This window comes from Burkholderia sp. Tr-20390, from assembly GCF_017104595.1.
Classification (GTDB): Bacteria; Pseudomonadota; Gammaproteobacteria; order Burkholderiales; family Burkholderiaceae; genus Burkholderia.
In genome coordinates this window covers 83,917-96,620 of the sequence record NZ_JAAGPC010000014.1, presented here as the reverse complement: position 1 = coordinate 96,620, position 12,704 = coordinate 83,917, and the positions used below count along the sequence as shown (strand labels likewise).

14 protein-coding genes are annotated in these 12,704 nt (G+C 65.5%); 13 read left to right on the top strand and 1 reads right to left on the bottom strand.

Annotation, left to right across the window (positions count from 1 at the left end):
* The 9 genes from G3N98_RS06815 to G3N98_RS06775 form a co-directional block, all read left to right on the top strand.
* The coding region (locus G3N98_RS06815) for a DUF4118 domain-containing protein (protein ID WP_206147708.1) at positions 1–1,550 on the top strand (1,550 nt) is incomplete at its 5' end.
* Positions 1,547–2,299 (top strand): response regulator, encoded by a 753-nt coding sequence (locus G3N98_RS06810; RefSeq protein WP_206147707.1) that lies wholly within the window; start codon positions 1,547–1,549, stop codon positions 2,297–2,299. The genes G3N98_RS06815 and G3N98_RS06810, both read left to right, overlap by 4 nt.
* A gap of 273 nt (positions 2,300–2,572) precedes the next feature.
* Complete coding sequence (locus G3N98_RS06805) at positions 2,573–3,346, top strand: ABC transporter substrate-binding protein (RefSeq protein WP_206147706.1); 774 nt, start codon at positions 2,573–2,575, stop codon at positions 3,344–3,346.
* A 174-nt stretch (positions 3,347–3,520) separates the two neighbouring features.
* Positions 3,521–4,210, top strand: coding sequence for an ABC transporter permease (locus tag G3N98_RS06800; RefSeq protein WP_089428132.1), 690 nt, complete (start codon positions 3,521–3,523; stop codon positions 4,208–4,210).
* On the top strand, positions 4,207–4,920 hold the full coding sequence (locus tag G3N98_RS06795) for an ABC transporter permease (protein WP_089428131.1): 714 nt from the start codon (positions 4,207–4,209) through the stop codon (positions 4,918–4,920). Before G3N98_RS06800 ends, G3N98_RS06795 begins: the two co-directional genes overlap by 4 nt.
* Positions 4,921–4,953: 33 nt before the next feature.
* A complete protein-coding gene (locus tag G3N98_RS06790; RefSeq protein WP_041493635.1) occupies positions 4,954–5,721 on the top strand; it encodes an ATP-binding cassette domain-containing protein in 768 nt (255 codons plus the stop codon).
* 92 nt (positions 5,722–5,813) lie between these two features.
* Positions 5,814–6,248, top strand: coding sequence for a cupin domain-containing protein (locus G3N98_RS06785; RefSeq protein WP_089428130.1), 435 nt, complete (start codon positions 5,814–5,816; stop codon positions 6,246–6,248).
* Between the two features lie 314 nt (positions 6,249–6,562).
* On the top strand, positions 6,563–6,700 hold the full coding sequence (locus tag G3N98_RS06780; RefSeq protein ID WP_167347852.1) for an HHHH-motif protein: 138 nt from the start codon (positions 6,563–6,565) through the stop codon (positions 6,698–6,700).
* Between the two features lie 61 nt (positions 6,701–6,761).
* Complete coding sequence (locus tag G3N98_RS06775) at positions 6,762–7,229, top strand: DUF3761 domain-containing protein (protein WP_089432284.1); 468 nt, start codon at positions 6,762–6,764, stop codon at positions 7,227–7,229.
* A gap of 106 nt (positions 7,230–7,335) precedes the next feature.
* Here G3N98_RS06775 and phaZ read toward each other — a convergent pair whose 3' ends face one another.
* Complete coding sequence (phaZ, locus tag G3N98_RS06770) at positions 7,336–8,691, bottom strand: polyhydroxyalkanoate depolymerase (protein ID WP_206147705.1); 1,356 nt, start codon at positions 8,689–8,691, stop codon at positions 7,336–7,338.
* A 288-nt stretch (positions 8,692–8,979) separates the two neighbouring features.
* Here phaZ and G3N98_RS06765 point away from each other — a divergent pair, with 288 nt between their 5' ends.
* The 4 genes from G3N98_RS06765 to G3N98_RS06750 all read left to right on the top strand — a co-directional run bounded on the left by G3N98_RS06765 (position 8,980) and on the right by G3N98_RS06750 (position 12,622).
* Positions 8,980–9,645: a glutathione S-transferase family protein gene (locus G3N98_RS06765; protein ID WP_089474347.1), complete on the top strand. Its 666-nt coding sequence runs from the start codon at positions 8,980–8,982 to the stop codon at positions 9,643–9,645.
* 237 nt (positions 9,646–9,882) lie between these two features.
* On the top strand, positions 9,883–11,124 hold the full coding sequence (locus G3N98_RS06760; RefSeq protein ID WP_206147704.1) for a cyclic nucleotide-binding domain-containing protein: 1,242 nt from the start codon (positions 9,883–9,885) through the stop codon (positions 11,122–11,124).
* Positions 11,125–11,137: 13 nt separating this feature from the next.
* Positions 11,138–11,902: a flagellar motor protein gene (locus G3N98_RS06755; protein WP_206147703.1), complete on the top strand. Its 765-nt coding sequence runs from the start codon at positions 11,138–11,140 to the stop codon at positions 11,900–11,902.
* A gap of 39 nt (positions 11,903–11,941) precedes the next feature.
* Positions 11,942–12,622 (top strand): OmpA family protein, encoded by a 681-nt coding sequence (locus G3N98_RS06750; protein WP_206147702.1) that lies wholly within the window; start codon positions 11,942–11,944, stop codon positions 12,620–12,622.
* The last annotated feature ends 82 nt before the right edge of the window (positions 12,623–12,704 follow it).

The following is a 12,704-nucleotide window of genomic DNA, read 5'->3' as shown; positions in this document are numbered from 1 at the left end:
CCGACACGCAGCCGACGCTGGCCGTGCGCGAAGCGCACCCGCGCACGCACGTATGGGTGTCGCGGTACGCGGTGCCGCTGCTGCTCGCCACGCTCGTGTGCGCGCTGGCAACACTCGCGGCCAGCGCGCTGTTGCGCGTGTTCGACCTGTCGAACGTCGTGATGCTGTTCCTGATGACCGTCGTGGTGATCGCGCTGCGGCTCGGCCGGCTCGCCGGCGCGTGGGCCGCGTTCGTGTGCGTCGGCTGCTTCGACTTCTTCTTCGTCGAGCCGAGGCTGTCGTTCGCGGTGTCCGATACGCAGTACGTGTTCACGTTCGCGCTGATGCTGGCCGTCGCGCTCGCGATCGGCCAGCTCGCGGCGCGCCTGCGCGCGGAGGCGCGGGCCGCGCGCGCGAACGAGAAGCGCTCGGCGGCGCTGGCCCGGGTCGCGCATGATCTGTCGGCGGCGATCGAGACCGAGCAGATTGCCTCGATCTGCACCGGCACGATCGCGCCGCTGCTGGGCGTGCGCGTCGCGCTCGTATTGCCGGATGCGGATGATCACCTGAAGCAGGCGCAGCACGCCCGGTTCGTCGAAGCACCGATTGCCCGCTGGGTCTACGAGAATGCACGTGGCGCGGGGGGCGGGCTGCCGCCGTTCGAGCGCGCGGCCGCGCAGTACCTGCCGCTGAAGGCGCCGATGCGTGTGCGCGGCGTGCTCGTGCTGTTCGGTGACACGCAGCCGGTGCCCACCGACCCCGACGATCGCCGCCTGATCGACGCATTGTGCTCGTCGATTGCGATGGCGCTCGAACGCGTGCACTACGTCGGCGTCGCGCAGCACACGCTGATCCGCATCGAAGGCGAGCGGCTGCGCAACGCGCTGCTCGCCGCGGTGTCGCACGACCTGAAGACGCCGCTGACCGCGATCCGCGGGCTCGCCGAGACACTGGAGCGGCCCGAGCGGCTGGCCGACGGGCAGCCGGCGGCGCTCGCGCACGGCATCCGCAACCAGGCCGAGGCGCTGCACGGGCTCGTCGTGAACCTGCTCGACCTCGCGCGCATGCAGAGCGAGGGTGTGCGGCTGAATCGCGAATGGCACATGCTCGACGAGATCGTCGGCAGCGCGCTCGCGCATTCGGCCGGCGTGCTGGCCGGCCGCGACGTGAGCACCGACTTGCCGGCCGACCTGCCGCTGATCGACGTCGACGCGCTGCTGATCGAGCGCGTGCTGATGAACCTGCTCGACAACGCGTCGAAATATGCGGGCACGGACGCGGCCGTGGCGGTGCGGGCGCGCGTGTTCGGCGAAACGCTGTACGTGTTCGTCGAGGACGACGGCCCCGGCTTCATCGCCCGCAACACCGAGCCGCTGTTCGAGCCGTTCGAGCGCGAACGCAAGGAATCGTCGATCAGCGGCGTCGGGCTCGGGCTCGCGCTGTGCCGCAGCATCGTCAACGCGCACGGCGGGTCGATCCGCGCGGTGCCGCTCGATCCGCACGGCGCGCGGTTCGAGATTCGCCTGCCACTGGGCGCGCCGCCCGATATCGAACACGAGAGCCGGACATGATCAGATCGCGCGTACTTATCGTCGAGGACGAATCGGACATTCGCCGTTTCGTGCGGATGGCGCTGGAACAGGAAGGGCTCGACACCTGCGAGGCATCGACGGCCCGCGAGGCGCGGATGTATGCGTCGAGCAGCAAGCCCGATCTCGTGATCGTCGATCTCGGGCTGCCGGACGACGACGGCAAGACCTTCATCCGCGCGCTGCGCGAGTGGTCGACGGTGCCGGTGATCGTGCTGTCGGCGCGACAGCAGGAAGTGGAGAAGGTCGCGGCGCTCGATGCGGGCGCGGACGATTACCTGCCGAAGCCGTTCGGCGTGCCCGAACTGCTCGCGCGGGCACGCGCGCAGTTGCGGCGCGCGGCGTTCGTATCGGCCGACGGGCAATCGTCGTCGATCGTGCGGTTCGGCGACGTGACCGTCGATCTCGGCAAGCACGAAGTCGCGCGCGGCGGCGAGCCGGTCCACCTGACGCGCCTCGAATTCCGGCTGCTCGCCGCGCTGATTCGCGCGCGGGGCGGCGTGATCGCCGCGCGGCAATTGCTGGCGGAGGTGTGGGGCATCCATGATGCGGACCGCGCGCATTACGTGCGCGTGTACATGACGAACCTGCGGCAGAAGCTCGAACCGGTGCCGGCGCGGCCGCGGCACCTGCTGACGGAGTTGCAGTTCGGCTACCGGCTGGTCGGTCTGGAAACGGTCGGCATGGCGGACGGGCCGCGTGGTGCGGCATCGGCAGGTCTAGACAACTGAAATCCCGCTCCCGGCCGTGCGCCGGCGCGCGGAGAAAGCGGTTGTTTAGCTCGATGTAATTCGCAATTAATTGAAATATAAGGAAATTTGCGACACACGATCCTATTGATCCGACAATTAGAGATAAACACGGATTGCTGGCGCACCCTCCGAAAAGGCAAAGTTGTATGTACAACTTGGAGCGTAGCCGGAACGGGCGGCTTCCGGGTTGGAAGGGTTCACGGCGGCGCTGCCCGACGGAACCCGGCCCAGTTCGCCTCTGACAGGAACGCCATGAAGAAACTCGCGCTCAGTATTGCCCTTGCCTGCATCGCGGTCGGTGCCCACGCCAAGGATTGGTCGACGATCCGGTTCGGCGTCGACGCCAGCTATCCGCCGTTCGAATCGAAGGACGCAAGCGGCAAGGTCGTCGGCTTCGACGTCGATCTCGGCAACGAAATCTGCGCCCGCCTGAAGGCGAAATGCGTGTGGATCGAGAACGACTTCGACGGGATGATTCCCGCGCTGAAGGCGAAGAAGTTCGACGGCGTGCTGTCGTCGATGTCGATGACGCCGGCGCGCGCCGAGCAGATTGCGTTCTCCGACAAGCTGTTCAACACGCCGACGCGTCTCGTCACGAAGAAGGGCGCGAACCTGCAGCCGACGGCCGATTCGCTGAAGGGCAAGTCGGTGGGTGTCGAGCAGGGCACCATCCAGGAAACCTACGCGAAGGCCTACTGGGCGCCGAAGGGCGTGCAGGTCGTGCCTTACCAGAACCAGGACGGCGTGTACCAGGACCTGATGTCGGGCCGCCTCGACGCGGCGCTGCAGGACGCGGTGCAGGCCGACATCGGCTTCCTGAAGACGCCGCGCGGCGCGAACTTCGCATTCGCCGGCAAGGACATCGACGATCCGAAGACGCTCGGCAACGGCGCCGGCATCGGGCTGCGCAAGGACGACGCCGACCTGAAGGCGAAGATCGACCACGCGATCGCCGACATCATCAAGGACGGCACGTACAAGAAGCTCGAGAAGAAGTACTTCGCGTTCGACGTCTACGGCGGCTGATCTTCCATGCGGCGCGCATCGATTGCGGTGCGTGCCGCGTCTGTCGTGGGTGCAGCCCGCTTCGCGTGATGCGTTCGACTTGATGAGCAGGCTGCATCAGGTAGTGCGTAGATATCGTTTGATGCCCGGGTAATGGCTATTGACAATCCAGCCACATCGTTCTGGATCCCTCATATGATCTTCCAAGGATTTGGCCCGCTGTTGTGGGCCGGCACGGTGGAAACCGTGAAGCTCGCGGTGCTGTCGCTCGCGGCGTCGCTCGTGCTGGGCCTCATCGGCGCGAGCGCCAAACTGTCGACGAACCGCATGCTCAAGTCGATCGGCACCTTCTACACGACGCTGATCCGCGCGGTGCCGGACCTCGTGCTGATGCTGCTGCTGTTTTACGGGATCCAGATCCTGCTGAACAACGTCACCGACATGCTCGGCTGGGACCAGATCGACATCGACCCGTTCGTGGCCGGCGTCATCACGCTCGGCTTCATCTACGGCGCGTACTTCACCGAGACGTTCCGCGGCGCATTTCTCGCGGTGCCGCGCGGCCAGCTCGAAGCGGGCTTCGCGTACGGGATGAGCGGCTGGCGCGTGTTCCACCGCATCCTGTTCCCGCAGATGATGCGCTTCGCGCTGCCCGGCATCGGCAACAACTGGCAGGTGCTCGTGAAGGCCACCGCGCTCGTGTCGATCATCGGCCTCGCCGACGTCGTCAAGGCGTCGCAGGACGCCGGCAAGAGCACGCTCGATTTCTTCTTCTTCACGCTGGCTGCAGGCGCGATCTACCTCGCGATCACGACGGTGTCCAACGTCGTGCTGCATCACCTCGAGAAGCGTTATTCCGTCGGCGTCCGGAGGCTCGCACTGTGATCGAACTCGTCAGCCAGTACTGGCAAAGCTATCTCTACACCGACGGCTACCGTTTCAGCGGCCTCGCGATCACGCTGTGGCTGCTGGTCGTGTCGATCGCGCTGGGCTTCGCGCTCGCCGTGCCGCTCGCGATCGCGCGCGCATCGTCGAACCGCTGGATCTCCGGCCCGGTGTGGCTCTATACGTACGTGTTCCGCGGCACGCCGCTCTACGTGCAGCTGCTGATGTGCTACACGGGCATTTACAGCCTGCAGGTCGTGCACAACCACGTGCTGCTCGACACGTTCTTCCGCAACGCGATGAACTGCACGCTGCTCGCGTTCGTGCTGAACGAATGCGCGTATGCCACCGAGATCTTCGCGGGCGCGATCAAGGCGACGTCGGCCGGCGAGATCGAGGCAGGCATGGCCTACGGGATGTCGCGCTTCAAGCTCTATACGCGGATCATCCTGCCGTCCGCGCTGCGCCGCTCGCTGCCGAGCTACAGCAACGAAGTGATCCTGATGCTGCACGCGACGACGCTCGCGTTCACCGCGACCGTGCCCGACATCCTGAAGATCACGCGCGACGTCAATTCGGCGACCTACATGTCGTTCCAGGCCTACGGCATCGCGGCCGTGCTGTACGCCGCCGTCGTGTTCACGCTCATCTGGGCGTTCCGCAAGCTCGAGACGCGCTGGCTCGCGTACCTCTCGCCGCGCGGCCATTAACGCATTCGCAAGATTCGCAAGGAAGGACCCAGCATGTACAAGCTTACCGTTGACAACCTGCACAAGAAGTTCGGCGACAACGAGGTGTTGAAGGGCGTGTCGATGAAGGCGAAGGCCGGCGACGTGATCAGCATCATCGGCTCGAGCGGCTCCGGCAAGAGCACGTTCCTGCGCTGCATCAACTTCCTCGAGCAGCCGTGCTCCGGGCAGATCACGATCGGCAGCGAGCCGATCCAGACCACGCGCGACCGCAATGGCTCGCTGCGCGTGGCCGACCAGAAGCAGCTGCAGCGGATGCGCACGAAGCTGTCGATGGTGTTCCAGCACTTCAACCTGTGGGCCCACATGACGGTGCTCGAGAACATCATCGAAGCGCCGATGGCCGTGCTCGGCGTCAGCAAGGACGAAGCGATCGCGCGGGCGCGCAAGTACCTGGAGAAGGTCGGCCTCGCGCCGCGCGTCGAGGGCATGTATCCGTCGCACCTGTCGGGCGGCCAGCAGCAGCGCGTGGCCATTGCGCGCGCGCTCGCGATGGAGCCGGAAGTGATGCTGTTCGACGAGCCGACGTCGGCGCTCGATCCGGAGCTGGTGGGCGAAGTGCTGAAGGTGATGCAGAAGCTCGCCGAGGAAGGCCGCACGATGGTCGTCGTCACGCACGAGATGGGTTTCGCACGCAACGTGTCGAATCACGTGATCTTCCTGCATCAGGGGAAGATCGAGGAGGAAGGGAATCCGCAGGAGATTCTCGTGAATCCGAAGAGCGAACGGCTCGGGCAGTTTCTGTCGGGGCGGTTGAAGTAAGCGGGCGGCGGCGTCGCGCATCATCCGCGACGTCGCATACTGGAACACTAAATGCTTGTCACGCGGGATCCTTTCAATGAAGGAGCACCGCGATGAGCACACCGACCACCACCGCCTTTTCCCATGTGAAGCCGCAGGACACCGCGTATCGCGGCGAAGGCCTGCGCGACTTCTTCCTGTATCGCGATCTCGGCATCGCGGCCGCGACGAACGGCAAGGTCGTCGCGCAACTCGTCAGGGCGAATCATGCACCGGAGGCGGGCACCGGCTGGCACCGTCACGAGGCCGAGTTCCATATCGTGATCATGCTGAAGGGGTGGGCGCGCTTCATGTACGGCGACCAGGAAACGCTGGTGGCGGCCGGCGACTGCGTGCACCAGGCGCCGGGGATCGTCCACTATCTGTTCGACTACTCGCCGGACATGGAGTACCTGGAGATCGTCGGGCCCGCCGATTTCAAGTCGATCGACGTCGAAGGTCCGTGTGCGGTGCCGCCGCCGACACCGTGGGGCGAGGCGGGGGCGTAGTTGCCGCCGTGCTTTCGCGTGCATCGTCCTTACGCCTGTTTGTGACAAACCGCCTTCGTGGCGGTTTTTTCTTGCGCGTTCCACGGAGGTTTCCGTGCGAACCGCTTTCCCTCCTTCACATTCTTTCGAATTCCGAAAGGTCGCGAAGCTGAAGATCCAGAAAGAAAAGAAAGACATTCGTCAGCTTCGCTGCGTTGACGGCGCCGCGATGTCAAAGATCGTCAATTGCGCGTGGATGCGGTGCACGGCTAGTCGACGACCGGCGTTAAGGAAGTACCAGCCGGATCACCGGTTGAGTTACCCGGGAGAGTTTCATGAAGCGCATCGCGAAGATCCTGACGGCCACCGCAGTGGCATGTGCCGTTCTTGCTCCGGCACTGGCCGAAGCGCATTCGCACCGTGTGTGTCATTTCGATCATCACCACCATCGCGTGTGCCGCTGGGTGCGGTAACCGCGACTTTCCCGGGACTACCCGGAACGCATGCTTCATTCAGGCAAATCAGGAGAGGACTATGAAAAAGACGATGTTGATCGCCGCGCTGGTCGCCGGCATGGGTATGTCGATCGGTGCGTTCGCGCAGGTTCCGGCCAGCGCGCCGGCCGGCACGACCGGTCTGTGCAAGGACGGCTCGTTCTACTCGGGCGCATCGAAGAAGGGCGCGTGCGCGGGCCACAAGGGTGTGAAGACCTGGTACGGCGCATCGTCGGCGGCAGCCGCGAGCGCACCGGCCGCAGCGCCGGCAACGGCAGCCTCCGCAGCCCCGGCATCGGGCACCGCGCCGGCGAAGAGCGCGGCAGCGACGACCGCGGCGGCAGCGCCGGGCGGCGGCGCGGGCAAGGTATGGGCCAATGACAGCACGAAGGTCTACCACTGCTCGACCGACAAGTACTACGGCAAGACGAAGCACGGCAGCTACATGTCGGAAGCCGACGCGAAGGCGAAGGGCTACCACGCGTCGCACGGCAAGGCCTGTTCGTAACGCAGGCTGACGCGCGAGGCCGCTCCCTCGCGCGTCGTCGGCACGCTGCCGCACCTCACGCCCCGCCACCCCCGGCGGGGCGTTTCATTTTCAGCGCCGTCCGGCTTCAGTGGGCGAGCTGCGATTGCGTGTCGGTCGCTGCATCGGGCGCGGTTGCGCGGGCGTCGAGCAGCGCGCGCAGCGTCACGTAGTGCGTGCCGTCCGCGTGACCGTCTGCATCGGCAGTACGATCGTATGGCTCGTTGTCGTGGATCGTCGCGCGCACGATCGGATAGATCTGCTTTTCCCAGCGGCTGCCGTTGAACACGCCGTAGTGACCCGCGCCCGTCTGCACGTGGTGCGTCTTCAGGTACGGCGGCAACCCCGAGCACAGCTCCTGCGCGGCCACCGTCTGGCCGACCGCGCAGATATCGTCCTTCTCGCCTTCGATCGTCAACAGCGCGGTGCGATGAATCGCCGCCGGCTCGACGAGCCGGTCGCCGACCGTCAGCTCGCCACGCGCGAGTGCGTATTGCTGGAACACCTTCTCGACGGTTTCCAGATAGAACTCCGCGGTGAGATCGGCGGTTGCGAAGTATTCGTCGTAGAAGTGCCGCAGCGTGTCGGCTTTTGCCGGGTCGCCCTTCGCGCGTTCGTAATACAGATCGGCGAACGATGCCGCATGGCGATCGGGATTCATCGACATGAACGCGCCCACCTGCACGAAGCCCGGATACACGCAGCGCTGCGCACCGACGAAGCCGGCCGGCACGACGCTGATCAGGTTGCGCGCGAACCATTCGATCGGCTGGCTCGTCGCGAGCGCGTTGACCTTCGTCGGATTCACGCGGCAATCGATCGGGCCTGCCATCAGCGTCAGGCTCGCGGGCTGCGCTGGATCGCCGCCGGCCGCCATCAACGAAACTGCTGCAAGCGCGGCGACGGTCGGCTGGCAGATCGCGAGCACGTGCGCATCCGGGCCGATCTGGTGGATGAAGTCGATCACGTGCGTGACGTATTCGTCGAAGCCGAACCGTCCGGCCGTCAGCGGGATGTCGCGCGGGTTGTGCCAATCGGTGATGTACACGTCGTGGTCGGCGAGCATCGTGTGCACGGTGCCGCGCAGCAGCGTCGCGAAATGCCCGGACATGGGTGCGACGATCAGCACGCGCGGCTGGCGCGCCACCGGCCGCGCCTTGCGGAAATGCAGCAGCGTGCCGAACGGTGTGCCCGCGGCGGCTTCCTCGACGATCGGCACCGCTTCCCCGTCGACGACGATCGACGCGATGCCGAACGGCGGACGCCGATGCGAGAACGCGCAGCATTCGAGCAGTTCGCACAGCGCGTCGAGCATGCGGCCGGTCGGGGTCGCGGTGGCGGGCGGCCATAGCGACATCGTCGCGCGTGCGGCGGCGGCCCATGCGCGCGCCGGGCGCGTGCATTCTGCAGACCATTGATAGAACGGATAGGCAAGCAGATTCATGGCTGTCGCTCGTTGTGCCGCGTTGCATGGAACGAGGCAAGCGATGTGCCAGCCTGCGGCTGGCACGCGCGTTGCACGCGGTTCGGAAACGCGGCGACGCAGGCGGCACGCGACACACGGCAGCCGCACGCGATGCGTTGCCCGGCCGGCCTGTCGTGCGGCACGTGACGCGACAGCGTGCGGCGCTGCGCCAGTTCGGCGAATGCGCGGCACCGGCATGGTGCGGGTGGCGCCACATGGCGTCTGTTTCGGTGCAGGGGCACGAACGGTTTTGAACAGGGGAGCGACATGGAAGTCACCGGAGGACAGACGACGCTGACCATCAGCAGCCGCAATTACTCGTCGTGGTCGATGCGCGGCTGGCTGCTCGCGAAGCTGAGCGGCCTCGTGTTCGAGACGGTCAGCGTGCCGATCGACGCCGCGTCGCGCGCGGAGTTGCTGTTGCTGTCGCCGTCGATTCTCGTGCCGTGCCTCACCCACGACGGCAACACGGTATGGGACACGCTCGCGATCGCCGAATACCTGAATGAAATCCGGCCGCAGGCGCGGCTGCTGCCGGAAGACCGGCGAGCCCGCGCGCATTGCCGGTCGATCTGTGGCGAGATGCATTCCGGTTTCAGCGCGTTGCGCTCCGCGTTGCCGATGAACCTGCGCGCGCATTTCCCCGGCTTCCGCATCTGGTCGCGCGCGCAGCACGACATCGAGCGGATCGTGACGATCTGGCGCGAGTGCCTGGCCGCGTACGGCGGCCCCTGGCTGTTCGGTGCGGAGATCGGCATCGCCGACGCGATGTATGCGCCGGTCGTCACGCGCTTCCTGACCTACGACGTGAAGCTCGAGCCCGATATCGCCGAGTACTGCATGCAGGTGCTCGCGCATCCGTTCGTGACGGAATGGATCGATGCGGCGAAGGCGGAGCACGAAGACATCGACGAACTCGACATGGAGTTCTGACGCGCGGAATCGCTGGGCGCTTTCAATTGCACTACACACGCAGGCATCGAAATGAACTTTCCGCTGTGGCTGCGCGACTCGCAAACGTTTTACCTTGATTTCGATTCGAAACGAGGACGAATTCCCTAAAGGATGTTGAGCCCGCTGACGTAAACGAGTCACGGGGATGACTCGCGATCACATGCTTTCGACGTGCGACGCGCAGTCCGAAAAAATCAGCGCAGCAGGGGAATCGACGTGAATCGTCAGCAATCGTGGACGCGTACAGCGGCGCCCGGGGAAATCATTTACTCCGAGGGCTTTGCGGGCGAGCCCGTCATCTTTCTGATCACCGACGGCAAGGTCGAGCTGTCGACGCGATGCGACGACAAGCGCGTCGTCGTCGCGACACTCGGCCGCGGCGAATTCTTCGGTGAATCGGCGCTGCTCGCAGCCGAGCCGCGTGCTCATACCGCGAAGGCCCTTTCATTCTGTCAGCTCACGGTCGTGCCGGCCGGCATGCTCGACGACGAAATCGAGCGTGTATCGGCGCTGCTGCGTCACATCGTGCGAACGATGATCCGCCGCGTGAAGCGCAAGGACGACCAGCTCGCCACCTACACCCATGCCGACTTCATGCCGGGCGTGCTGTCGTATGCGCATGTGCTGTCGTTGATGGCGGGCGCCGAAGCGCGCGATGGCGGTGACGCCTGGGCGCGCCGGCCGATGCAGGCCCACGCGGCCGAAACCTCGGTGCCGCTCGCCGACGTGATCCGCAAATGCCGCGCGATTGCCGGCCACTCGCGGCCGCACGTGCTCGCGATGCTGCGACGCATGGAGAAGCTCAATCTCGTCACGATCGAAGCGGCGCAGGCGGACCATGCGGGCGGGGCGGTCGACTATGCGGCGTCGTCGGATGCACGCCAGGTCGTCACGTTCGACGCGGCGCGCGTGATCGATCGCGCGCAGCAGGTGGCCGATCACGATCTCGACCTGTCGATCAACAGCGAACTCGAACTCATCGAGCTGGCCGATCTCGAAGCGCTGATCGGTGTCGAGAAGACGATGCTGCTCAACAAACTGTCGAACGGCGAGATTGCCGACGAGTTGTTCGCGTTCCGCAAATCGAAGGTGCTCAGTTACGTCGAACAGAAGGGCGTGACGTATTTCTCGCGTCGCAATGCGCGACGCGGAGAGGTGCGCGCGCTGGAGGATCTCGTGTCGATCGACCAGCGCACGCTGTTCGACGTCATCAGCGCGTTCGATACGTACGATCTCGCGAAGCTGATCGCGAATCTCGACGATCGCGCGGTGGCCGACAAGCTGTTCTCCGTGATGACCGAGGCGCGGCGCAACGAGGTGTCGTGGGTGATGCGCCGCGAGCTTAAGCTCGATCCGGTCGAGATCGAGGATATCGAGCAGCGCGTGCTGGATGCCGTGCGCGCGGCGAAGGCGCCGGCGGTGGGCGCCGTGCCTGTCGCATCGGCATCGGACGCATGACGAGGAGACGCGCATGGACCTGTTGACCCTGGCCGGTGTGCTGTTGGGCGGTGCGGCGATCGTGTTCGGTTTCGCGCTGGAAGGCGGGCATTTCTCGATGCTGTTCCAGTTCGAGGCGCTCATCATCGTGCTCGGCGGCACGCTCGGCGCGGTGATGATCCAGAACACCTGGGCGCGCTTCTTCGACGCGGTAAAGCAGTTGCGGCTCGCGTTCGTGCGGGCACGCGAGGTCGATCGCAAGAACCTGTCCGACCTGCTCGAATGGGGCGACCGCGCGAAGCTCGACGGGTTGCTCGCGTTCGAATCGATGGACGTGAGCGGCATCCATCCGTTCGCGCGCCGCGGGCTCGAACTGCTGGCGAACGGTGTGTCGACCGCCGTGCTCGAAGATGCGTTGCAGCGCGAACTCGATGCCTACGAACGCAGCCGCCTCGCCGCCGCGCGCGTGTGGCAGCAGGCGGGCGGGTATGCGCCGACGTTCGGCATTCTCGGGTCGGTGCTCGGGCTCGTGCAGGTGACGAGCCATATTCTCGAACCGGCGCAACTCGGGCCGGGCATCGCGGTTGCGTTCATCGCGACGCTGTACGGGCTGGCATTCGCGAACCTCGTGTTCCTGCCGCTTTACGGCAAGCTGCGCGCGCAGATCGACAGCGAGCTGCGGTTTCGCAAGCTGTATCTCGACGGCTTGCTCGCGATCTCGCGCAAGGAATCGCCGCATACGATCGAGACGCGCCTGACCGGCGACGTGCGCGGGCGCGCGGTCGAATCGCTCGCGTGATGCGCGGGTGTCATACGACGAACCCGGAATGCCAATCGCATGACTGCTCGAACTGACGGCGCATCCGCCACCGATCGCGACGACGACGAACTCGACGGCGCGCAATCGGGCCGCTGGCTGATTTCGTACGCGGATCTCATCACGACGCTGATGGTGCTGTTTCTCGCGTTGTACGTGCTCCAGCTCGCGAAATACAACGCGCTCGATGCGCGGTATCAGACGCTCGCGCGGCATGCCGAAAGCGCGGCGAGTGCATCAACTGCTGCTACCGCTGCCGTGACGCCCGAGCACGCGCCGCCGTGGCTCGCCTTGCTCGATTCGTTGAAGTCGAACGGTCGGATCTCGCTCGTGAAAGCGCCGCATGGCGTCGAGATCGGCATCGACGCGAAGATCCTGTTCAATGTCGGCGATGCGCGCCTGCTGCCCGATTCGTCGCCCGTGCTGAATCAAATCGCGCAGGCACTGAGCGATCACGCGACCGGCGACATTCTCGTCGAAGGGCATACCGACAGCGTGCCGATCGCGAACGCGAAATACGAATCGAACTGGGAGCTGTCGTCGGCGCGCGCGGGGAGCGTCGTGCGCTACCTGACCGAGCGCGGCGTCGCCCCGCACCGGCTCGCGGCGATCGGGCGGGCCGATACGCAGCCGCTCGTCGCGGGCGACGATGCCGCCGCGCGGGCGCGCAACCGGCGTGTCACGATCTTCGTTGCATACTGATTGCCGCTGAATTTTCGTTGTTCGCGCATCTATAAGCGGCCGCATATGTCCGCCTGACAACAACATAACGAATCTCGCATGA